The sequence below is a fragment of the Phenylobacterium sp. genome (genome assembly GCF_016793225.1).
GTDB lineage: Bacteria > Pseudomonadota > Alphaproteobacteria > Caulobacterales > Caulobacteraceae > Phenylobacterium.
In genome coordinates this window covers 1-21,000 of record NZ_JAEUMN010000145.1, presented here as the reverse complement: position 1 = coordinate 21,000, position 21,000 = coordinate 1, and the positions used below count along the sequence as shown (strand labels likewise).

Below are 21,000 nucleotides of genomic sequence, written 5' to 3'. Positions count from 1 at the left end.
CGCGCCTTTTCCGCTATGGAGGTCGCGCATGGCTTTCGCGCCGGACATCTCCGTGGTGGTTCCCGTCTACGACGAGGAGGGCGCCGCGCCGGCCCTGGCGCGCGAGATCGCCGCGGCCTTCGCCGGCCGGGCGTTCGAGATCCTGTTCGTCGACGACGCCAGCCGAGACGGCACGAGGGCGGCGCTGACGGCCCTGCGGGCCGAGATCCCGCAACTGCGCGTGCTCGCCCACCGCAGCAACGCCGGGCAGAGCCGTGCGCTGCGGACGGGGATCCTCGCGGCCCGGGCCCCGATCGTGGTCACGCTGGACGGGGACGGACAGAACGATCCGGCCGACGGCCCCGCGTTGGCGGACGCGCTGGCCGCCGGCCCGCCCGGGCTGGCGCTCGTCGGCGGCGAGCGCGTGAGGCGCCAGGACAGCCGGGCCAAGAAGGTCGCCTCGCGGATCGGCAACGGCGTGCGGAGGCGGCTTCTGGGCGACACCGCCAACGATACCGGATGCGGGCTCAAGGCCTTCCGCCGGGACGCCTTCCTGAGGCTCCCGTACTTCGACCACATCCACCGCTACCTGCCGGCGCTGATGCTTCGCGAAGGCTATCAGGTGGCGTTCCGGCCGGTGGGCCATCGCCACCGCCAGAGCGGCCGCTCGAAGTACACCAACCTCGGCCGGCTCGCGGCCTCGCTCAGCGACCTCCTGGGCGTGATGTGGCTGCAGTCCCGGGCGCGCGATCCGGGCGGCGTCGACGAAGCCTGAGCGGCGCCCCGGCCCGACTCAGGTGAAGGCGCTGAGGATCAGCGTGACCACGGCGATGTCGACGAAGCGCGAGAGGAAGACGAGCATGTGCGGCTCCGTGGCGGGCAGGGTCGAACTTGGTTAAGCAAGTCCGGCGCCAGCCGAGCCGGAGCCCATGGCCCTCTTCTTCGACGCCCCCTGGTTCGATGAAAAGCTCTCGGAGCGGGGCCTCTCGCGCGCCGTCATGGCGGCGGTCGGCGGCCTGGGCGAGGCCGAGCTCGCCGAGGTCTTCAAGGACCAGAGGGAACTTTCCGCCGGGCAGGTGGCGGCCTTTGCCGAGCTGCTGGGCGTCACGCCGGCCGAAGTCGCCCACCGCGCCGGGGTCTCGACACCCGTCCCCGCGTCCTCGCCGGACGCGCGGATCGCCGAGCTGGAGCGCCGCGTGGCGGTCCTGGAGGCGGAGCTGAAGCGGCTGCGGGGCTGAAGGCTTCGTCGTCCCCGGCGCGTCCGGGGGGGGCGAGGCGGAGATGCGGGCTTCAGACCTCGGTGCGGCCCAAAGTCCCCTTGCGCGCGCGCCGGTCGAAGCTGCCGGACCACTCCACACGGTTGTAGGCGGCCTGGGCGACGTTAACCAGGGCGGGCCCGGCGCGCAGGCCGCGGCGCTGGCCGTCCTGGCCCATCAGGTGTGCGGCGAGCTCGCTGTGGCCGGGGCGGGTCTCTTCGCGGAAGGTCCGGTGGGCCGCGATCGGCGCGACCGGGACCGGCAGGCCCGTCGTGGCCGGTCCGCCGGGCGTTTGCGCTCGGCCCGGAGAGGTCCTCGACGCCGAATGCGCCTGGACCGCACGTCGGACGCGGTCAATGCGAGACATCTTGCCGCACAACCTGCAATGCGTGGGCCACAACCGGCCCTTGTCGACTCAGCCCTTGGCGAGCTTGTCGAGCTGAGCCTGCATCTCCGACATCTGCTTGCGCAAGAGTGTTAACGCTTCCTCGCTAGCGGATTCGCTTTTCGGTTGAGTCGCCGGCGCCTCGTCGGGGCGCTGCTGGGCCGGGGTCGGCGGGGCGAACGCGAAGGGCGAGAACATCTTCATCGCCCGGTCGAAGAGCTGCAGGTTCTGGCGGATCTGCTCCTCGTAGGCCGCCATGCCGCCGGCCTGGCCAAAGGTCGAGAGCTGCTGACGGAGCCGCTCCTGCTGCTGGGTGAAACTCTGCATCGAGAGCTCCAGGTAGCTGGGCAGGAACGCCTGCATCGAGTTGCCGTAGAAGCTGATGAGCTGCCGAAGGAACTGGATCGGAAGCAGGTTCTGGCCCTGGCTCTTCTCCTCCTCCTCGAAGATGATCTGGGTGAGGACCGTGCGCGTGATGTCCTCGTTGGTCTTCGCGTCGTAGACCACGAAGTCCACGCCCTGCTTCACCATTTCCGAGAGATGCTCGAGCGTCACGTAGCTGGACGACGCGGTGTTGTAGAGCCGCCGGTTGGCGTACTTCTTGATGACGACGCGCTCGCCGGACGCCGCGTCCGAGCCCGTGCCCTGGGTGTCAGCCATCCCTGATCCTTGTCGTGGCCCCTGAAGCTGGAGGCCCTCTTTCGCAGCGCACTATCGCGCATGCGAGCGCATAAGCAAATGGCATCGCCAAAAGCGCGAAAGCGCCTTGCCGTCCGTCGGCGGCGAGCCGATAGATGAAGGCAGGGCCGTCTGAAAAAAGCTTCGGGATCAACCATGACCGACATCGTCATCGTCTCCGCCGCCCGCACGCCGGTGGGCTCGTTCAACGGCGCGCTGTCCGGCCTGCCGGCCCACGACCTGGGCAAGGCGGCCATCCAGGCCGCGGTGGAGCGGGCCGGCATCCAGGCCAGCGACGTCCAGGAAGTCATCATGGGCCAGGTGCTGCAGGCCGGCGCCGGGCAGGGTCCGGCGCGCCAGGCGGCGGTGAACGCCGGCATCCCGGTGGAGGCTCCGGCGTGGAGCCTGAACCAGCTCTGCGGTTCGGGCCTGCGCGCGGTGGCGCTGGCGGCCCAGCAGATCCTCGACGGCTCGGCCGACATCGTCATCGCCGGCGGCCAGGAGAGCATGAGCCAGTCGCCCCACGCCCAGCAGCTGCGCGGCGGGCAGAAGATGGGCGACCTGGCCCTCGTCGACACCATGATCAAGGACGGCCTGTGGGACGCCTTCCATGGCTACCACATGGGCCAGACCGCCGAGAACATCGCCGCCCGCTGGCAGATCACCCGCGAGGACCAGGACAAGTTCGCCGTCACCTCCCAGAACCGGGCCGAGGCGGCGCAGAAGGCGGGCAAGTTCAAGGACGAGATCGTCCCGGTGACGATCAAGGGCCGCAAGGGCGACACGGTGGTGGCCGACGACGAGTACATCCGTCACGGCGCGACGATCGAGGCGATGGCGGGCCTGCGGCCGGCGTTCAACAAGGAAGGCTCGGTCACCGCGGCCAACGCGTCGGGCCTGAACGACGGCGCGGCCGCCCTGGTGCTGATGAGCGCCGAGGAAGCCAAGAAGCGCGGGCTGAAGCCGCTGGCCCGGATCGCGTCGTGGGCCCACGCGGGCGTCGAGCCCGAGATCATGGGCACGGGTCCCATTCCCGCCAGCCGCAAGGCGCTGGAGAAGGCCGGCTGGAGGGTGAGCGACCTCGACCTCGTCGAGTCGAACGAGGCGTTCGCGGCCCAGGCCCTGTGCGTCGTGCGCGAGCTGGGGCTGGATCCGGCGAAGGTGAACGTGAACGGCGGCGCGATCGCCATCGGCCACCCCATCGGCGCCTCGGGCGCCCGGATCCTGACCACGCTGCTGCACGAGATGAACCGCGGCGACGCAAAGAAGGGTCTCGCGACGCTTTGCGTCGGCGGCGGCATGGGCGTCGCCATGTGCGTCGAGAAAGTCTGATTGTCCGAGCGGCGGACCAACCGCCCCCGGGGATGAGTTGCGCAGGGAGGTAAGGACGGCATGGCCAGGGTAGCGCTGGTCACGGGCGGAACCCGTGGCATCGGTCGGGCGATCGTCGAGCGGCTGTGCGCCGACGGGATGAAGGTGGCGGCCGGCTATTCCGGCAACGACGCCGCGGCCGAGGCGCTCAAGCGCGAGACCGGCGCCATGGTCATCAAGGGCAACGTCGGCAACTTCATGGACTGCAAGCACGCCGCCGAGGCCGTCGAGCGGGAGCTTGGGCCCATCGACGTGCTGGTGAACAACGCCGGCATCACCCGCGACGGCGTCTTCCACAAGATGACCTCGGAGCAGTGGAGCGAGGTCATCCGCGTCAACATGGACTCCCTCTTCAACATGACCCGCCAGGTCATCGAGGGCATGCGCGACCGCGGCTGGGGCCGGATCGTCAACATCTCGTCGATCAACGGCCAGAAGGGCCAGATGGGGCAGACCAACTACTCGGCCGCCAAGGCCGGGATGATCGGCTTCACCAAGGCGCTCGCGCTCGAGAACGCCCGCAAGGGCGTCACCGTGAACTGCATCGCCCCCGGCTACATCGACACCGAGATGGTGCAGGCCGTCCCCGAAAAGGTTCTGGAAGGGATCGTCGCGCAGATTCCGGTGGGCCGACTCGGGACCGGCGACGAGATCGCCGACATGGTCGCGTTCCTGGCCGGCGAACGGGCAGGCTATGTGACGGGGGCGACGCTATCCCTCAACGGCGGACAGTACATGGTCGGGTGAAAGCCCTCGCCGCGTCGAAAAAACGCCCCGATCCACGGGCATCTGCTGACCTGTCATGAAAGGTGAGCGGACGGCGTCGAGGAGGGCCATGGTGGCGGCGCTGCTGGGCGCCGTGGCGCTTGGCGCGCCCGCGGCGGCCGACGCCGGCCCGGTCGATCGCCTGCGGGACAGCCTGGCCAGGCGGTCCGGCGGCCAGGTGGCCGGCCCGCCGGTCGCCCGCTTCGTGTCCGAGGAAGGCCGGGTCTTCGTCCTGGACCGCACCCAGCCCACGCCCATGCTCAAGTTCGAGGACAGCCCCGAGGTGTGGGTGCTGGCCCCGAGCCCCGCGCCCCGCGGCGACGTGATCTACAAGGACGAACTGGGCGAGCCCGTCCTGCGCGCCACCCGCCTGGGCGGGCTCACCCTCTTCTCGGACGAACGGCCCAACGGCGAGGCCGTCTCGCTGGCGGGCGGCGGCTTCCCGCTGCGGCTCGCGCCGCTGAGCCCCGGCGCCCTCGGCGAGCGGCTCCTGCAGGCCAGCTACCGCTCGGGCCGCGTGGCGCGGCGCACGATCGTCTTCGAGGCCCGCCGCGTGACGCCCGCGGGTTCGGCCCTGGTGGGCGACGCCGCCCTCGTCACCAGCCTCGCCTTCATCCGCATGGCGGCCGAACGCCGCGGCGGCCGCAGCGTCTTCGGCCAGTTCAACATCGTGCGGTTCGAAGAGGGCAAGAAGCCCACCGTGACCCTCAAGGACGGCGTGCTCCGCATCGTCGTCGCCCCGTCCCAGGGTCTCGCGGGTCGCCCGTCGTCGAAGCGCATCATGCAGGTCGCGGCGGGGCGGTAGAGGGACAATGTTCCGTCTCTGTTCTTGACAAAACGGCCTTTTTCTGAGACCCTTTTCTCTTGGGCTTCTCAGCATGAGGCCACACGTCGAGGAAATCCATGGTCAAGCCGTCGTCGCGCGAACCCGCGCGATCGTCTTCAGATCCTCGTATGCCGCCTCCCGGCGTTGGTGGCGTTTTCCCTCACCCGTTCTCCAGCTTCCCCACATCATCGTCCCTGCTGCTGAGCGCCCTTCGCCAGGCTTCGCCGAGCCTGAGGATGACCGTTTCGCGAGGTGGTCAGACCTTCGTCGAGGTCGACAATGGGCGCGCCAACGTCTTGATCCCTGTCCCCGATCCCGCGGACGGCCTCACCCCAGAGGCGCGGGAAGAACAGCGACGCGCCGCGGAGAGGGTCCGATTCATGGCGCAGAGCCCAATTGGAAGTCTCGGGTACCTGGCGGCAACGGCATTGGGGGCTCAGCAAAGCACCAGGGACGCGGCCCTCGTCGGCGTAGGTCTCGCCGATACGGCGATGACCGGACGCGCGCCCCGAGGCGGCTTCCCCCGTGGTGGGCCTCCCCCGAGGCGCTCTGCACCGGAGCCGCCTCATCTGCCGCGAGAGCCGATAATGTATCGTGAGCTTGACGCGTTTGGGAATCCACAGGGCACGAGTGCATTCGTCACGCGTGACATGGTGGGGCCGGGGCGAAGGGCCGACCGCCGAATTCAGCCACCCGGTTGGCAGGGCGATGGCCGGAGGTACCGTGAGGCGCGCGGTCACCTGCACGCCGCTCAGCTGGACGGGTCATACAACGACCGTCGAAACTTCGTGACCCTGCGTCAGGATCCCACAAACAACAGCCACATGAAGGTCTTCGAGAACGATGTGGCTCGCAGGGCCAGGTCCGGGGAAGTGGTCGAGTACTCAGTGACACCGATCTACGACGGTCGTGGCGGCGCAAAGCCGCCCGGCATGATTCTCATGACAGCCCGCGGCTCTCGCCGCTCCACGGCGAAGGTCATCGCAAACCCCTCTGGCCTGCGCCGGTGAGTATCGCGCGCCTCATCGCCGCCGCGCCGCCGCCCGAGCGGCCCGGCGAGCCGTTCCTGGGTCCCTGGGAGCCCCTCGAGCGCGAACTTCAGACGGCCCTTCCACCGGACTACAAGGACTTCGTTCGGCTCTACGGGCACTGCTATTTCATGCAGTTCCTGAGCGTAAACCTTCCGCGATCGAGGAATCCAAACGTCCGACTGGAGCATCAGGCGTCCCGGGTCTGCAAAGTCATGCGCGAAGTCGGCGAGGTCCCCTATCCCCTGTGGCCGGAGAAGGGCGGCCTTCTTCCGTTCGGGGGCACCGATAACGGCGATGAACTCTGCTGGCTGATGCGTGGCGAGCCGCGGGATTGGACGATCGCGATCCATGATCACGACAACGCCGGCATCGAGTTGATCGCTTGCGACCTTACTGACTTTCTCAGCGGCTTGGCGACAGGCACGCTAAGGCCTGAGTCCTTCCCCGACCTCCTGCCCTGGGACCCGCCCTTCTTTGTCTCCAGTCTGGACCCGCCGTTCACCGTCCAGGCGAGTTGGAGGATGGGCAGCTTCGGGAGGGCTGGGCGTTCGCCAATGGCGAGGCGCGAGCAGTTCTAGGGCGCTCGCGACGACGGCCACGTTTGCGACATCCCCTCTGGCCGTCGCGAGCGCCCATCGGCCCCGAGGTCTGCGCCCCCGATGCGTCAGCCCTTGAAGTTGTCCTTGGCCTCGCGGACGGCGGCGAAGGCCTGGTGGTCGGGGGCGCCCGCCGCCCCCACCTTGGCCGCCAGGGCCGGCGCGCGCAGGAACGGGTTGGTGGCCTTCTCCAGGCCGATGGTGGTGGGCACCGTCCACTCGCCCTTCTCGCGGGCCGCGAAGATCTGGGCGGCGCGGTCCTTCAGGGCCTGGGACTCGTCCACCGAGAGCGCGAAGCGGGCGTTGGAGGCGGTATACTCGTGGGCGCAGTAGACGGTGGTGTCGTCGGGCAGGGCGGCCAGCTGCTGCAGGCTCTCCCACATCTGCTCGGCGGTCCCCTCGAACAGGCGCCCGCAGCCCAGGGCGAACAGGGTGTCGCCCACGAAGGCGATGCGGTCGGCGTCGTCCACGAAGCTCACATGACCCAGGGTGTGCCCCCCGGTGTCCAGCACCCGGAAGCGGGTCTCGCCCAGCTCGACCACGTCGCCCTGGCCGACCTCGCGGTCCAGGGGGGCGATGCGGGTGACCTCCTGCGGCCCGACGATGGTGCAGCCCGTGACCGCCTTGATGTCGGCGTTGCCGCCGGCGTGGTCCGGGTGCCAGTGGGTGTTGAGGATCATGTCCAGCTCCCAGCCCAGCGTCTCCAGCTCGCGCAGGATCGCCGCGGTCTCGGGCGTGTCGATGCAGGCCGTCTTGCCGGTGGCCTCGTCGCGCACGAGGAAGCCGTAGTTGTCGGAGAGGCAGGGGAACTGGTGGACGGTCAGCGGCATGGGAAGCTCCGGGGGCGGCACACGATTTAGGCTGGTCGAGCGCGCCCGTCGAGCCTAGCCAGGGCGCATGCGTCGCGACGTGCTCGAGCTTCGCCAGTTCTACGCCTCCGATCTCGGCCGGGCCGCGCGCGCCATGGTCGAGCGCAAGCTGCTGGAAGCCTGGGGCGACGCTCACGGCCTCGACCTGCTGGCCCTGGGCTATGCGACGCCGTTCGTGGGCCCGCTCAGCGCGACCGCCCGGCGCGTGGTGGCCGGAATGCCGGCGCAGCAGGGCGTGGAGGTGTGGCCCGCCGAAGCGCCGAACCTCGCCACGCTCACGCCCGAGGACGCGCTGCCGTTCCAGAACGCGCTGTTCGACCGCGTGCTGGTGGTCCACGGGCTGGAGGAGAGTCCCGACCCGGTCGGCTACCTGCGCGAGGTGTGGCGCGTGCTCGCGCCGTCCGGCCGGGCGATCATCACGGTGGCCTCGCGCAACGGCCTGTGGGCCAACACCGAGAAGACGCCCTTCGGCCACGGCCGCCCCTACACCCGAAGCCAGCTCGCCGAACTGCTCCGCGACGCCGATCTGGAGCCCTCGGGCTGGACCCGCGCGCTGTACGTGCCGCCCGTGGGGTGGATGGCCGGCTGGGCCGAGGGGTTCGAGCAGGCGGGATCGCGGCTCTGGCCGGGCTTCGCGGGCCTGCTGCTGATGGAGGCGGTCAAGCAGACGTTCGCGGTGAAGCCGCAGGGTCACCGCGTCCGGGCGCCGCGCCCGGTGCTGCTGCCTGCGCCCGGCGTGACCGCGGCCTCGCGAGGACCGCTGGCGCGTCGGCGACGAAGGCCTTAGCGTTAGGGTCCGACAAACCCGCTCTTGGTTCGGAGGCCAGGTCGCATGAAGCTGATCATCGCGGTCATCAAGCCCAGCCGGCTCGACGCCGTGCTCGACGCGGTGACCGAGGCGGGCGCCTCGGGCCTCACCGTGACCGAGGTGCGGGGCTACGGCCGCCAGCGCGGGAAGACCGAGGTGTACCGGGGCGCCGAGTACGAGGTGAAGCTGCTGCCCAAGGTGAAGCTGGAGATCGCCGTGCCGAGCGACATCGCCGACGCGGTGGTGGAGGCCATCCAGTCCACCGCGAACACCAACAAGATCGGCGACGGCAAGATCTTCGTCCTGGACCTCGAGCGGGCGCTGCGCATCCGCACGGGCGAGCAGGACGCCGCGGCGATCGCGGGCTGACGACGCTCCGAGCCATCTTGCGGGCGTGGGCTGCGGCCGTCCTGCTGTTGGGGGTCGTGGGCGGCGCGCCGGCCGTGGCCGCCGACCTCACCACCGGCCAGGTCGCCGAGGCGCTGAGGCGGCACGTCTGCTTCAGCCGCGTCTGGTGGGGCGATCCCTACGCCCGGCTGGGCCAGACCGTGACCGTCGACGTCCGCCTCGCCGGCGCTATGGCCTACGCCTGGAGCGAGGACATGCGCGCCGTGCCGCGCACGCCCAAGTGGGCCGACAGCTACGTCCTCGTCGGCCGCTCGGCGGGCCCGGTGGTGACCCAGCGCTCGGGCTACAACATCGACCTCCTCCGCGGCGAGCCGGCCTACGAGCGTGACCGCCGGCGCGTCTACGGCGGCCGCACCGAGCGCCTGCGGCTCGAACTGCCGGCGGCCTGCGGGCCGAGGTTCGACCCGGAGACGCCGCTGAAGGCCGAGATGCGGGCGATGATCGTCGCCAGCCTGACCAACGCCGTGAAGACCTGGGGCCGGCGCCCCGCCGGCGGCCAGGTGCGCGTCACCGTCGCCGACTTCAACGTGGACTATCCCGAGGCCTTCGCCCTGCGCCAGGACACGGGCGAGGTGCTGCGCCTCACGCTGATGTCGAACGACCCCTTCAGCTACCTCGGCGGCGCCGGCCGCCAGTACCTCGTCACGCCCGCCCCACGCGGCCCGGTCGCCATCCAGCTCCGCCGCCTGATCCTCAAGCACGGCCGCACGCAGACGATCCGCATCCGGTGAGGGGCGGCGGGAGGCTCGGCCTCACCCGCGAACCGACCCTACCCTCCGATGGCGGCGGCGGCGCCCGCGAGCGTCGCCCGCCGAGTTCTTTCCGGACCCACGGAGTCTATGGGTCCCGGTGTTCCGCTGCGCGGAAACCGGGATGACAGACGCAAGGACAGCGCCTCACTCGGAACCGCACGCGTCAGGCCCGGCTCCCGCCGCCCCGCCTAGCGCCGCCGGGGCTTCCTCGCGGGCGGCGCTTCGGGCCTGGGCAGCTCCACCTCGCCGAAGAGGTTCTGCGGGGGCGCGGCGCCCGTCGACGGTTCGGCCCGTCGGCTCAGCAGGAAGAGGGCGGTTTCGGCGCGCCAGTTCTCGATCGGCGCGCGGGGGTCGATCGGCCGGGCCGGCTTGCCGCCGCTCAGCGAGGCGCAGGCGTCGATGCGCAGGCCCAGGGTGTCGCACAGGCCGACGAAGTCGCGCAGCGTGCACAGGTGGATGTTCGGCGTGGAGTACCACGGCTCGGGCAGCACGCCCGTCTCGGGCATCCGGCCGCGGGAGAGCAGCGCCCAGCGGACCTTCCAGTGCCCGAAGTTCGGCACGGAGACCACCGCTTGCTCGGCGATCCGCAGCAGTTCCGACAGCACGTGCTTGGGGTCGCGCATCTGCTGCAGCGTCTTCGAGAGGATCGCGTAGTCGAATCCGCGGCTGGGGAAGTGGTCCAGGTCGCGGTCGCCGTCGCCCTGCACGACCGACAGGCCGCGGGCCACGCAGTGGGCCACCCCCTCGGGGCTGATCTCCAGGCCCTGCCCGTCCACCTGCTTCTCGCGGGTGAGCAGCTCCAGCAGTTCGCCGTCCTCGCAGCCGATGTCGAGCACGCGGGCGCTCGGGCGCACCAGCTTCAGGATCTCGGCGAAATCCTCGCGCACGCTAGGAAAGGCCCCGCGCCTGCGCCTGGGCGCCGAGGAAGCCCTGCAGGGTCGCGTCCAGCAGGGGCTCGTCCAGGAAGAAGGCGTCGTGGCCCTTGTCGGTCTCGATCTCGGCGAAGCTGGTGCGGCAACCGGCGCCGTTGAGGGCGCGGACGATGTCGCGGCTTTCCGACGTCGGATAGAGCCAGTCGGACGAGAAGCTGAGCACGCAGAACTTCACGTCGCGGGCGCGCACGAAGGCCTGGGCCAGCACGCCGCCGTAGCCGGCCGCCAGGTCGAAGTAGTCCAGCGCGCGCGTGATGTAGAGGTAGCTGTTGGCGTCGAAACGGTCGACGAAGCTGGTCCCCTGGTGGCGCAGGTAGCTTTCCACCTGGAAGTCGGCGTCGAAGCCCCAAGACAGGCCGTCGCGCTGCAGCTCGCGGCCGAACTTCCGCTGCAGCGCCGCCTCCGAGAGGTAGGTGATGTGCGCGGCCATGCGCGCGACCGCGAGGCCCTTCTCGGGCCGCACGCCCGCGGCCAGGTAGGCCCCGCCGCACCAGTTGGGGTCGGCCATGATCGCCTGGCGGCCCACCTCGTGGAACGCGATGTTCTGCGCCGAGTGGCGGGCGGCGGCCGCGATGCAGACCACGCTGAAGATCTTCTCGGGGTAGTCCGCGGCCCACTGGAGCGCCTGCATGCCCCCCATGGACCCGCCGATCACGGCGAAGAGGGTCTCGATGCCCATCGCCTCGATCAGCATGGCCTGGGCCCGCACCATGTCGGCGATGGTGATCACCGGGAAGCTGAGGCCGTAGGGCTGGCCGGTCCTGGCGTCGATGGACGCGGGACCGGTGGTCCCCATGCAGCCGCCGACCACGTTCGTGCAGATGATGAAGTGGCGCTCGGGATCCAGCGGCTTGCCGGGCCCGACGAACCGATCCCACCACCCGGGCTTGCCGGTGATCGGATGGGTCGAGGCGAGGTGTTGGTCCCCCGACAGGGCATGGCACACCAGCACGGCGTTGGTCCTGTCGGCGTTCAGGGCGCCGTAGGTCTTGTAGCCGATCTCCAGCGGCGCGAGCTGGGCGCCCGAATCGAGGCGCAGCGGACGGCTCGCGGGGAACCGCCAGGTCCCGCCGCCCACCTCGATGTCCGCCTGGATCGGGCCCTGCGCCGTCATGGCTCGCCTTGGACCGCGCGCCCCCCACGGTGTCAATGGGGGTGTCAATGGCTTGCGAAGGCCCGCGCCTAGGCTATGAACCTCCGGGGTAGGGAGCGTCCATGGATCGGCTGATCCTCTTCCGGCACGGCAAGGCCGAGCCGGATTCCGACAGCGGCGACGACTTCGACCGGCGGCTCGCGCCCCGGGGCGTGGAGGAGTCGGCCGAGATGGGCGCCCATCTGGCGTCGCTCGGCTTCTCGCCCGATCTGGTGCTGGTGTCTCCCGCCGCGCGGACGCGGGAGACCTGGGCCTCGATGCAGGGGGCGTTCCCCTCGGCGCAGTCGCGCGTCGAGGAGCATCTCTACCACGCCGACTCGGTGACCATCCGCCGGTCGGCCCAGACCGCGCGCGAGGGCCGCGGCATCGTGATGGTGGTCGGCCACAATCCGGGCCTGCAGGAACTCACCATCAAGCTGCTGCAGGAGGGCGGCGCGCCCCAGACCCTGATCGCCCGCGCCCAGCGCAACTTCCCGCCGGCCGCGGCGGCGGTGTTCCTGTTCGACGACAACGGCCGCCCGCACTACGACGGGCTGTTCTTCCCCGGGCGGCATCATTGAGGATCTACAAGATCCTGCCCCGCGCCGAGTGGGCGCAGGCTGAGGCGGCGGGACGGTTCGAGGGTTCTGCGGTGGACCACGCGGACGGCTACATCCACTTCTCCACGGCGCGGCAGGCGGGCGAGACCGCCCGCCGTTACTTCGCCGGGATCGCCGACCTGGTCGTGCTCGAGGTCGAGGGCGAGGATCTGGGCGACGCGCTGCGCTGGGAGCCGTCCCGCGGCGGCGGCCTCTTTCCACATCTCTACGGGGCGCTGCCTGCGAGCCTCGTGCGCGGTGTCCACGAGGCGCCGCTGGGCGCCGACGGCGCGCCGCAACTCCCGTCGCTCGCATGACCGCCGACCTGCACGGCTTCGCCACCCGCCTCATGCGCAGCCTCGACCCCGAGGACGCGCACGGCCTGGCGATCCGGGGGCTGAAGGCGGGGCTCGGCCCGCGCGCGCCGGCCGACCCGCCGATCCTGGCGACGGAGCTCGCCGGGCTGCGGCTGCCCAACCCGATCGGGCTCGCGCCCGGCTTCGACAAGAACGCCGAGGTCTTCGGCCCGATGCTCGCCGCGGGGTTCGGCTTCGTCGAATGCGGGACCGTCACGCCGCGGCCCCAGGTCGGCAATCCGCGTCCCCGGCTGTTCCGGCTCTGGCAGGACCGGGCGGTCATCAACCGCATGGGGTTCAACAACGAGGGGCTCGAGGCCTTCGCCGCCCGCCTCGCGCGGCGGGGCGCGGGCGTGGTCGGCGCGAACCTGGGGGCGAACAAGGACTCCGAGGACCGCCTGGGCGACTACACCGCAGGCCTGCGCCGGCTCTGGGGCATGGCCTCGTACTTCACGATCAACATCTCGTCGCCCAACACGCCGGGCCTGCGCGCGCTGCAGACCCGGGCCGCGCTCGACGAACTGCTGGGCCGCCTGATCGCCACCGCCGACAGCCTCCCGCAGGGCGTGGCGGTCCCCATGTTCCTGAAGGTCGCGCCCGACCTCGAGGACGAGGAGATCGGCGCCATCGCCGACACGGTGGCCGCGCACGGGCTCGCCGGCGTCATCGTCTCCAACACCACCGTCAGCCGGCCGCCCCTGATGTCCCGGCACAGGGACGAGACCGGCGGCCTGTCCGGCGCGCCGCTCATGGCGCTGTCGACCGCCGTGCTGGCGCGGTTCCACGCCGCCGCCGACGGCCGCTTCCTCCTGATCGGCGCCGGGGGAATCGGCTCGGGCGCCGACGCCTACGCCAAGATCCGCGCGGGCGCGGCCGCCGTGCAGCTCTACTCGGCCCTGGCGTACGAGGGCCCCGGCCTCGTCCGCCACATCAAGCGCGACCTGGCCGCCCTCCTGCAGGCCGACGGCTTCCGGTCCGTGGCCGACGCGGTGGGGGCCCGCTAGGCCGGCCCGTCGGGGCTGTCGAAGCCGCGAAGGTTCCGGGCCCCTGATCCGCGCGCGCCCGCGCCTAGCCGCCGCCGGCCAGGATGGCGCGCAGGCCTTCGCGGTAGGTGGGGTAGGCGGGCCGCCAGCCGAGCTCGGCCTTGGCCAGCGCGTTCGAGACCCGCTTGCTCTCGGCGTAGAACCGCATCGCGGCGGGCGACAGCCCCGCCTCGGCCAGCGGGATCTCCGGCGGTGGCTCGACGCCCAGGAGGCCCGCGGCGAACGCGATCACCTCGCTGTTCGGGGCCGGTTCGTCGTCGCAGAGGTTGTAGGCGGCCCCGGCGCGGGGGCGGGCGATCGAGGCCGCCAGGCCGGCCGCCAGGTCGTCGACGTGGATGCGGGAAAAGACCTGCCCGGGCGCGGCGATGCGGCGGGCGCGGCCTTCGCGGACGCGGTCCAGCGCCGAGCGGCCCGGTCCGTAGATGCCGGGCAGGCGGAACACCGTCACGGTCAGGCCCATGCCGCGGCCGACCTCCAGCCAGTCGCGCTCGGCCCGCACGCGGCGGGCGCCCTCGACGGACTGGGCGCTCAGGGCGCTGCGCTCGGTCACCCAGCGGCCGCGCCGGTCGCCGTAGACGCCCGTGGTGGAGAGGTAGCCCACCCAGTCCGGGAACGCGCCCGCCTCGGCGAGCGGCCCCACGAGGGTGTTGAGCGCCGGGCACCCCTGCGGCCCGGGCGGCGGGGTGATCAGAAGGGCGGAGGCGTCGGCCAGCGCCTCGGTGAGGGCGTCACGGTCGGCCAGATCGACGCCGGCGACGCCGTCGGCGGCCAACTGGGCCTGGACCTCGGGCCTTCGGAAGGTCGCCGCGGTCGTCCAGCCCTCCCGCGCCATCCGCCCGGCGAACGCCCGGCCGCTGAAGCCGTAGCCGAAGATCAGCAGGCGCTTCATGTCGGAGGGCGGATGGCGGTCGCCGCTCACAAGAGCTCGGCGATCGCCTTGCGGGCCGCGTCGGCGAGGTCGGGGCGGGCCAGGGCGAAGGCGACGTTGGCGCGCAGCAGACCGATCTTGTCGCCGCAGTCGTAGGTGGTCCCCTCGTACTCCAGCGCGTGGAAGGCCTGGGTCTTCATCAGGTTGGCCATGCCGTCGGTGAGCTGGATCTCGCCGCCCGCGCCGCGCTCCTGGGTCTCGAGGATCTCGAAGATGTCGGGCTGGAGGATGTAGCGGCCCGAGATGAACAGGTTCGAGGGCTCGGTCCCGGGCGGCGGCTTCTCCACCATGCCCACCATGCGGTTCAGGCGGCCGTCCTGGCCGTCGAGGGCCACGATGCCGTACTTGTGGGCCTCGCCTTCGGGGGCGGGCTCCACGACGACGATGTTGCCGCCCACCTGCTCGTAGGCCGCGACCGCCTGGCTCAGCGCGGGGGGCGTCGCCGCCATCAGCATGTCGGGCAGCATCACCGCGAAGGGCTCGTCGCCCACCACGTGGCGCGCGCACCAGACCGCGTGGCCGAGGCCCAGAGGCGCCATCTGGCGGATGAAGCTCATCTGGCCGGGCTCCGGCAGATCGCGCCGGACGTCCTCGAGGATGTCCAGCTTGCCCTTGGCCTGCAGCGCCTGCTCGATTTCGGGGATGGAGTCGAAATAGTCCTCGATGGCGCCCTGGCCGCGGCCGACGATGAACACGAAGTGCTCGATGCCGGCGGCCCGCGCCTCCTCGACGATGTAGCTGAGGATGGGGCGATCGACGACGTTCAGCAGGTTCTTCGGCGTGGTCTTCGCTCCGGGAAGCACCCGCGTTCCCAGGCCCGCCACCGGCAGCACCGCCTTCGTCACCCGCCTCGCCATACGCGTCCTCCAGAATTCGTCGAAGACCCCCTAAAGCGTTCCTCCGGCCGGGGCGCGAGGTTTTTTCGTGAGGCCCGCCGGATCACGATTTTGAGATCGCACGAAGTTGTGTAGGCTCGGCGACGCTCGGGGATTCACCCCCAAGGGGAGCCAACTCAATGAAGCTTCGCATTCTGACCGTCGCCGCCGCGGGCGTCCTGGCGCTGAGCCTGGCTGCCTGCCAGAAGAAGGAAGAGGCCCCGGCCGCTCCGGCCGCCGACGCCGCCGCTGCTCCGGCCGCGGAAGCCGCTCCGGCTGCGCCGCCCGCCGACGCCGCCGCCGCTCCGGCCGCGGACGCTGCCGCCGCTCCGGCCGCCGAAGGCTCCATGGCCGCGACTCCGCCGGCCGCCGAGCCCGAGAAGAAGTAAGCCTTCTCCTTCGAAAGAGATTGCTTGGAAGACGGCCGTCCCGGATGGGGCGGCCGTTTTTCTTTGGGCGTTCGGCCGCGTCTCCCGGCGCGGCTCATTCCACCGTGACGGACTTGGCCAGGTTGCGCGGCTGGTCCACGTCGGCGCCCTTCAGCACGGCCACGTGGTAGGCCAGCAGCTGGATGGGCGGGGCGTAGACGATGGGGGCGATGAGCGGGTCGCAGGGCGGCGCGGTCACGACCACCCGGGCGCCCTTCGGCGCGTGCTGGGCCCCTTGCGGATCGGTGACGAACACCACCTGGCCGCCGCGGGCCATGACCTCGTTCATGTTCGAGGCGGACTTCTCGAAATAGCTGTCGGACGGCGCAAGGATGACGATCGGCGTCGCCTCGTCGACGAGGGCGATGGGCCCGTGCTTCAGCTCGCCGGCGGCGTAGCCCTCGGCATGGATGTAGCTGATCTCCTTGAGCTTCAGGGCGCCTTCGAGGGCCAGCGGGTACATCGGGCCGCGGCCCAGGTAGAGCACGTCGCGGGCCTTGGCGACCTCCTGGGCGACGCCGCGGACCGCGCCCTCGAGCTCGATGGACTCGGCGATCAGCCGCGGCGCCTCCAGCAACACCTTCACGCAGCGCTGCTCCTCCGCGGCGTCGATCCGGCCGCGGGCGCGGGCGGCGGCGACCGCGAGCGCCGTCAGGACCGCCACCTGGGCGGTGAAGGCCTTGGTGGAGGCGACGCCGATCTCGGGACCGCAGTGGATGGGCCAGACCACGTCCACCTCGCGGGCCATGGTGGACTCGGTTGCGTTGACGATGGCCGCGCTCGCCATCCCTCGGGCCTGGCAGTACCGCAGCGCCGCCAGGGTGTCGGCGGTCTCGCCCGACTGCGACATGGCGATCACCAGCGATCCGGCGCGCAGCGACGGCTGGCGGTAGCGGAACTCGGACGCGATCTCGACGTCCACCGGCAGGTCGGCCAGCTGCTCGATCAGATACTTGCCCAGCAGGCCCGCGATGTAGCTGGTGCCGCAGGCCACGACCTGGATCCGCTCGAGCGCGGCGAAGCCGATCCCGCCGGGGATGGCGGTCGTCGCGGTCAGCGCGTCGACGTAGGCCGAAATGGTGCGCTGGCACCCCTCGGGCTGGTCGTGGATCTCCTTCTCCATGAAGTGGCGGTAGTTGCCCTTCTCGACGAGCGCGGCGGAGGCGGCGACGGTCTTGATCGGCCGCTTGGCGGGCTTGCCGGCGGCGTCGAAGATGCGGGCCTCGCGGTGGTCGATCGCGACGAAGTCACCCTCGTCGAGGTAGCAGACCCGGTTCGTGAACGGGCCCACCGCCAGGGCGTCCGAGCCCAGGAACATCTCGCCGTCGCCGTAGCCCACCACCAGCGGGCTGCCGCGCCGGGCGCCCATGATGAGGCCGTCGTGGCCCTCCACGAGCACGGCCAGGGCGTAGGCGCCGGTCAGCTGGTCCAGTGTCGCCTTCAGCGCCTCGAGCGGCGCGCGGCCGGTGGCGAGCTCGCTGTCGAGGAGGGCGGCGATGACCTCGGTGTCGGTGTCGCTCTCGAACGCGTGGCCGGCCTCACGGAGGCGATCCCGCAGCTCGGCGAAGTTCTCGATGATGCCGTTGTGCACCAGGGTCACGCGGCCCTGGGCGTGGGGGTGCGCGTTCCGGACGGACGGCGCGCCATGGGTCGCCCAGCGGGTGTGGCCGATGCCCACCGTCGCGGTCAGCGGCTCGGCGGCGAGCACCTCCTCGAGCGCGCGGATCTTGCCTTCGGCCCGGCGGCGGACGAGCCGGCCGTCCACCACGCCGGCGATCCCGGCCGAATCGTAGCCCCGGTACTCCAGCCGCTTGAGGCTCTCGATCAGCCGATCCTGGACGGGCCGGGTCCCGACGATGCCGATGATGCCGCACATGTGGCCCAAGCGTCCTTTGTGATAGAGGCGAATCCCGAGGGGTCGCCGGTCCCGCGGCGCTTTAGCATCAGCTAAGGTCTGACCCACTAAAAGTCTGTTGCGGAACGTTTCCGGTCTCCACGAGCCATCCCCATGAGCAAGCGCGCCTATTTCGGCACCGACGGCATCCGCGGCGAGGCCAACCGCCATCCCATGACGGCGGAGGTGGCCCTGCGCGTCGGCATGGCGGCCGGCAAGCTGTTCATGTCGAAGGACGACCGGCGCCACCTGGTGGTGATCGGCAAGGACACGCGGCTTTCGGGGTACATGATCGAGCCGGCGCTGGTGGCGGGGTTCACCTCGGTGGGCATGGACGTGCGCCTTTTCGGGCCGCTGCCGACGCCCGGCGTGGCGATGATGACCCGCAGCCTGCGGGCCGACCTGGGCGTGATGATCTCGGCCTCGCACAACGCGTTCTCGGACAACGGCATCAAGCTGTTCGGCCCCGACGGCTACAAGCTCTCGGACGAGCAGGAGCTCGAGATCGAGGCCCGCATGGACGAGGGCCTGCAGCAGAACCTGTGCCCGCCCGACGCGCTGGGCCGGGTGCAGCGGATCGACGACTCCCAGGCCCGCTACATCGAGATCGCCAAGGCGACCTTCCCCCGCGGCCTGAACCTCGCCGGCATGCGGATCGTGATCGATTGCGCCAACGGCGCCGCCTACAAGGTCGCGCCCGCCGCGCTCTACGAACTGGGCGCCGAGGTGATTCCGGTAGGCGTGAGCCCCAACGGCTTCAACATCAACCAGGAGTGCGGCTCGACGTCGCCGGCCGCCATGCAGAAGGCGGTGAAGGAGTACCGGGCCGACATCGGCATCGCGCTGGACGGCGACGCCGACCGGCTGGTGATCTGCGACGAGAAAGGCCAGGTCGTCGACGGCGACCAGATCATGGCCCTGATCGCGGGCGAATGGGCCGCGCGCCAGATCCTGCGCGGCGGGGGGGTCGTCGCCACCGTGATGTCGAACCTCGGCCTGGAACGGTTCCTGGGCGCGCGCGGGCTGAAGCTGGAGCGCACGCAGGTGGGCGACCGCTATGTCATGGCCCGCATGCGCCAGGGCGACTTCAACGTCGGCGGAGAGCAGTCCGGGCACCTGATCCTGTCGGACTTCTCCACCACCGGCGACGGCCTGCTGGCGGCGCTGCAGGTGCTGGCGGTGCTGAAGGCCGGCAAGAAGCGGATGAGCGAGCTCGCCCGACAGTTCGACCCCGTGCCTCAGAAGCTGGAGAACGTGCGCTTCGCCGGCGGCAAGCCGCTGGAGGACGCCGCGGTCAAGCAGGTGGTGGCCGAGGCCGAGCAGCGGCTGAACGGCTCGGGCCGGCTGGTCATCCGCCCTTCGGGCACCGAGCCCCTGATCCGGATCATGGCCGAGGGCGACGACGAGAAGCTGGTCAGCCAGCTCGTCAAGGAGATCGCCGGCGCCGTGAAGCGCGCCGCCGCCTGACAGGGTTAGCGCGGCCGCAACCAAAGGGGGTCGCCAAACCGTATCTGCTGTGTCAGTCTCGACACAATGCCCCCGGCTCGACCCGGGGGCGGCGACAGAAGACGGTTTGGGAGGAGTACATGCGGCGCGATCTCGCCCTTTCGGGCGTCGCGCGGCAGGCTGAGCGGCCCGTCCGCTCCGTGGCCTGCCTCGCTTTCGTGGCGGTTCTGGGCGCGGCCTTCTGGGCGGGCGCCGCGTGGATCGCGGAAAACTTCCTTCGGATGGCCGGCGCCGGGTTCTAGGCCCGCGGCTTGGCGTTCCGATACCGGATGATCGAGAACCGCAGGCTCGATCCCACCACCGCATCCCGAAGCGGCCAGACGTCCTGCACGATGCGCACCTCCGCTCCGGAGCGCGCCAGGGCGGCGAGCACGTCGTCGACCGCCGACACGCCCAGGGGTTCGACCGCCTCGCGTGAGATCCAGTAGCCGGCCTCGGCGTCGGCCTCGACGAACGTCTCCGGCGGCAGTTCGTAGAGCGCGAGCCGGGTCGTCCTCACGGTCGCCAGCCACTCGACGGGAAACGCCACCACCTGCGTCGCGCCGCCCAGGAACCGCTCGGCGTCCTCGGCCGTCGTCTGCGGCCCGCGGCGGAAGCAGACGCGCGGACAGTCCCGCGGCAGCAGGTAGTTGGGAAGGTGCGCCTCGCAGATCGACCACACGCAGGTCCCGAGGGTCGTGTTGGTGGACGGCGACGGCCGCGGGTCGAAGCGGCCGATCGTGAAGTCCTCGCTGACGTGGAACAGTCTCACGCCGCCTCCGCCGGGCTGTGAGCCCGCCGGATATCATCCGGCCCGGCCGGACCCAATGGGGTCCCCGACCGGCGGCGCGACGGTTCGGGGCGCCCTACCGGCCGACGCTGGAGTAGCTGAACCCGCGCGCCTTCATGTCGGCGGGCTTGTAGATGTTGCGCAGGTCGATCAGCACCGGCTGCTTCATCAGCAGCTTGATGCGGTCCAGGTCGAGCGCCCGGAACTGGTCCCACTCGGTGATGATGACCAGGGCGTCCGCGCCTTCGGCCACGGCGTAGGGGTCGGTCTTGAAGTCCACGCCCGTCAGCAGCTTCTCGGCCTCGTGGCCCTCGGGGTCGAAGGCCTGCACCCGGGCGCCCTTGTCCTGCAGCGCCGGGATGATCGACAGCGACGGGGCGTCGCGCATGTCGTCCGTGTTCGGCTTGAACGTCAGGCCCAGGACGCCGACGGTCTTGCCCTTCACGTCGCCGTCGAGGGCCTTGATGACCTTGCGGGCCATGGCGCGCTTGCGCTCGTCGTTCACCTTGATGGTGGTCTCGACCAGCTCCACGGGCGCGCCGGCGTCGCGCGCCGTGCGCACCAGGGCGATCGTGTCCTTCGGGAAGCACGAGCCGCCGTATCCGGGACCCGCGTTCAGGAACTTGCCGCCGATGCGGCCGTCCAGGCCGATGCCGCGCGCCACCTGCTGCACGTCGGCGCCCACCGCCTCGCAGAGGTCGGCCATCTCGTTGATGTAGGTGATCTTCAGCGCCAGGAAGGCGTTGGCGGCGTACTTGATCAGCTCGCTGGTCCGGCGGCTGGTGAAGAGGATCGGGGTCTCGTTCAGGTACAG

Annotated in this window: 26 protein-coding genes; 16 read left to right on the top strand and 10 right to left on the bottom strand. The window is 70.9% G+C overall.

Annotation, left to right across the window (positions count from 1 at the left end; translation table 11 throughout):
- Positions 1–28: 28 nt before the first annotated feature.
- Together JNK30_RS16950 and JNK30_RS16945 are read left to right on the top strand one after the other, a co-directional pair.
- A complete protein-coding gene (locus JNK30_RS16950; RefSeq protein WP_293483966.1) occupies positions 29–754 on the top strand; it encodes a glycosyltransferase family 2 protein in 726 nt (241 codons plus the stop codon).
- Positions 755–908: 154 nt separating this feature from the next.
- The gene (locus JNK30_RS16945) at positions 909–1,217 is read left to right on the top strand and encodes a helix-turn-helix domain-containing protein (protein ID WP_293483964.1); all 309 of its coding nucleotides are present in this window, start codon (positions 909–911) and stop codon (positions 1,215–1,217) included.
- 52 nt (positions 1,218–1,269) lie between these two features.
- Here JNK30_RS16945 and JNK30_RS16940 read toward each other — a convergent pair whose 3' ends face one another.
- Together JNK30_RS16940 and phaR are read right to left on the bottom strand one after the other, a co-directional pair.
- Positions 1,270–1,602, bottom strand: coding sequence for a hypothetical protein (locus tag JNK30_RS16940; RefSeq protein ID WP_293483962.1), 333 nt, complete (start codon positions 1,600–1,602; stop codon positions 1,270–1,272).
- 48 nt (positions 1,603–1,650) lie between these two features.
- Positions 1,651–2,280 (bottom strand): polyhydroxyalkanoate synthesis repressor PhaR, encoded by a 630-nt coding sequence (phaR, locus tag JNK30_RS16935; protein ID WP_293483960.1) that lies wholly within the window; start codon positions 2,278–2,280, stop codon positions 1,651–1,653.
- A gap of 174 nt (positions 2,281–2,454) precedes the next feature.
- Here phaR and JNK30_RS16930 point away from each other — a divergent pair, with 174 nt between their 5' ends.
- The 5 genes from JNK30_RS16930 to JNK30_RS16915 all read left to right on the top strand — a co-directional run bounded on the left by JNK30_RS16930 (position 2,455) and on the right by JNK30_RS16915 (position 6,869).
- Positions 2,455–3,630, top strand: coding sequence for an acetyl-CoA C-acetyltransferase (locus tag JNK30_RS16930; RefSeq protein WP_293483958.1), 1,176 nt, complete (start codon positions 2,455–2,457; stop codon positions 3,628–3,630).
- A 60-nt stretch (positions 3,631–3,690) separates the two neighbouring features.
- Entirely contained in the window at positions 3,691–4,416 is a 726-nt protein-coding gene (gene phbB, locus JNK30_RS16925; protein WP_293483957.1) for an acetoacetyl-CoA reductase, read from the top strand.
- Between the two features lie 88 nt (positions 4,417–4,504).
- Positions 4,505–5,239 (top strand): DUF4908 domain-containing protein, encoded by a 735-nt coding sequence (locus JNK30_RS16920; RefSeq protein WP_293483955.1) that lies wholly within the window; start codon positions 4,505–4,507, stop codon positions 5,237–5,239.
- A gap of 98 nt (positions 5,240–5,337) precedes the next feature.
- Positions 5,338–6,270: a DNA/RNA non-specific endonuclease gene (locus JNK30_RS23010; RefSeq protein WP_367118759.1), complete on the top strand. Its 933-nt coding sequence runs from the start codon at positions 5,338–5,340 to the stop codon at positions 6,268–6,270.
- A complete protein-coding gene (locus JNK30_RS16915; protein WP_293483953.1) occupies positions 6,267–6,869 on the top strand; it encodes an SMI1/KNR4 family protein in 603 nt (200 codons plus the stop codon). Before JNK30_RS23010 ends, JNK30_RS16915 begins: the two co-directional genes overlap by 4 nt.
- Positions 6,870–6,955: 86 nt before the next feature.
- Here the strand turns inward: JNK30_RS16915 and gloB are convergent, their stop codons facing one another.
- Positions 6,956–7,717 carry a hydroxyacylglutathione hydrolase gene (gloB, locus tag JNK30_RS16910; protein ID WP_293483951.1) on the bottom strand — a complete coding sequence of 254 codons (762 nt, stop codon included), beginning with the start codon at positions 7,715–7,717 and terminating at the stop codon, positions 6,956–6,958.
- A 67-nt stretch (positions 7,718–7,784) separates the two neighbouring features.
- On the opposite strand from gloB, the gene JNK30_RS16905 reads away from it, so the two are divergent.
- Genes JNK30_RS16905 through JNK30_RS16895 form a run of 3 tightly spaced genes read left to right on the top strand, consistent with a single transcriptional unit; the run spans position 7,785 to position 9,703 of the window.
- Positions 7,785–8,543: a class I SAM-dependent methyltransferase gene (locus JNK30_RS16905; RefSeq protein WP_293483949.1), complete on the top strand. Its 759-nt coding sequence runs from the start codon at positions 7,785–7,787 to the stop codon at positions 8,541–8,543.
- Positions 8,544–8,588: 45 nt separating this feature from the next.
- Positions 8,589–8,933 (top strand): P-II family nitrogen regulator, encoded by a 345-nt coding sequence (locus tag JNK30_RS16900; RefSeq protein WP_293483947.1) that lies wholly within the window; start codon positions 8,589–8,591, stop codon positions 8,931–8,933.
- A 17-nt stretch (positions 8,934–8,950) separates the two neighbouring features.
- The gene (locus JNK30_RS16895) at positions 8,951–9,703 is read left to right on the top strand and encodes a hypothetical protein (RefSeq protein ID WP_293483945.1); all 753 of its coding nucleotides are present in this window, start codon (positions 8,951–8,953) and stop codon (positions 9,701–9,703) included.
- Positions 9,704–9,912: 209 nt separating this feature from the next.
- Here JNK30_RS16895 and metW read toward each other — a convergent pair whose 3' ends face one another.
- Both metW and JNK30_RS16885 read right to left on the bottom strand, forming a co-directional pair.
- On the bottom strand, positions 9,913–10,611 hold the full coding sequence (metW, locus tag JNK30_RS16890; RefSeq protein WP_293483943.1) for a methionine biosynthesis protein MetW: 699 nt from the start codon (positions 10,609–10,611) through the stop codon (positions 9,913–9,915).
- Between the two features lies 1 nt (position 10,612).
- Positions 10,613–11,770, bottom strand: coding sequence for a homoserine O-acetyltransferase (locus JNK30_RS16885; RefSeq protein WP_293483941.1), 1,158 nt, complete (start codon positions 11,768–11,770; stop codon positions 10,613–10,615).
- A 101-nt stretch (positions 11,771–11,871) separates the two neighbouring features.
- Between JNK30_RS16885 and JNK30_RS16880 the strand changes: the two genes are divergently transcribed.
- Genes JNK30_RS16880 through JNK30_RS16870 form a run of 3 tightly spaced genes read left to right on the top strand, consistent with a single transcriptional unit; the run spans position 11,872 to position 13,747 of the window.
- Positions 11,872–12,369 carry a histidine phosphatase family protein gene (locus JNK30_RS16880; RefSeq protein WP_293483940.1) on the top strand — a complete coding sequence of 166 codons (498 nt, stop codon included), beginning with the start codon at positions 11,872–11,874 and terminating at the stop codon, positions 12,367–12,369.
- Entirely contained in the window at positions 12,366–12,704 is a 339-nt protein-coding gene (locus JNK30_RS16875; protein WP_293483938.1) for a DUF952 domain-containing protein, read from the top strand. Before JNK30_RS16880 ends, JNK30_RS16875 begins: the two co-directional genes overlap by 4 nt.
- Complete coding sequence (locus tag JNK30_RS16870; RefSeq protein WP_293483936.1) at positions 12,701–13,747, top strand: quinone-dependent dihydroorotate dehydrogenase; 1,047 nt, start codon at positions 12,701–12,703, stop codon at positions 13,745–13,747. Before JNK30_RS16875 ends, JNK30_RS16870 begins: the two co-directional genes overlap by 4 nt.
- Positions 13,748–13,811: 64 nt before the next feature.
- Here the strand turns inward: JNK30_RS16870 and JNK30_RS16865 are convergent, their stop codons facing one another.
- Positions 13,812–14,675: an SDR family oxidoreductase gene (locus JNK30_RS16865; RefSeq protein ID WP_293483935.1), complete on the bottom strand. Its 864-nt coding sequence runs from the start codon at positions 14,673–14,675 to the stop codon at positions 13,812–13,814.
- Between the two features lie 26 nt (positions 14,676–14,701).
- Entirely contained in the window at positions 14,702–15,571 is an 870-nt protein-coding gene (locus tag JNK30_RS16860; protein WP_293483933.1) for a UTP--glucose-1-phosphate uridylyltransferase, read from the bottom strand.
- A gap of 158 nt (positions 15,572–15,729) precedes the next feature.
- On the opposite strand from JNK30_RS16860, the gene JNK30_RS16855 reads away from it, so the two are divergent.
- A complete protein-coding gene (locus tag JNK30_RS16855; RefSeq protein ID WP_293483932.1) occupies positions 15,730–15,978 on the top strand; it encodes a hypothetical protein in 249 nt (82 codons plus the stop codon).
- 94 nt (positions 15,979–16,072) lie between these two features.
- Here the strand turns inward: JNK30_RS16855 and glmS are convergent, their stop codons facing one another.
- Positions 16,073–17,893: a glutamine--fructose-6-phosphate transaminase (isomerizing) gene (glmS, locus tag JNK30_RS16850; protein WP_293483931.1), complete on the bottom strand. Its 1,821-nt coding sequence runs from the start codon at positions 17,891–17,893 to the stop codon at positions 16,073–16,075.
- 132 nt (positions 17,894–18,025) lie between these two features.
- Here glmS and glmM point away from each other — a divergent pair, with 132 nt between their 5' ends.
- Positions 18,026–19,378, top strand: a complete 1,353-nt coding sequence (glmM, locus tag JNK30_RS16845) for a phosphoglucosamine mutase (RefSeq protein WP_293483929.1) — start codon at positions 18,026–18,028, stop codon at positions 19,376–19,378.
- 119 nt (positions 19,379–19,497) lie between these two features.
- Positions 19,498–19,659 carry a hypothetical protein gene (locus JNK30_RS16840; RefSeq protein WP_293483928.1) on the top strand — a complete coding sequence of 54 codons (162 nt, stop codon included), beginning with the start codon at positions 19,498–19,500 and terminating at the stop codon, positions 19,657–19,659.
- Here JNK30_RS16840 and JNK30_RS16835 read toward each other — a convergent pair.
- Both JNK30_RS16835 and JNK30_RS16830 read right to left on the bottom strand, forming a co-directional pair.
- A complete protein-coding gene (locus tag JNK30_RS16835; protein WP_293483926.1) occupies positions 19,656–20,168 on the bottom strand; it encodes a DUF6886 family protein in 513 nt (170 codons plus the stop codon). The genes JNK30_RS16840 and JNK30_RS16835 overlap by 4 nt on opposite strands.
- Before the next feature lie 94 nt (positions 20,169–20,262).
- Positions 20,263–21,000: nucleotide sugar dehydrogenase (locus JNK30_RS16830; RefSeq protein WP_293483925.1), on the bottom strand; the 738-nt coding region annotated here is incomplete at its 5' end.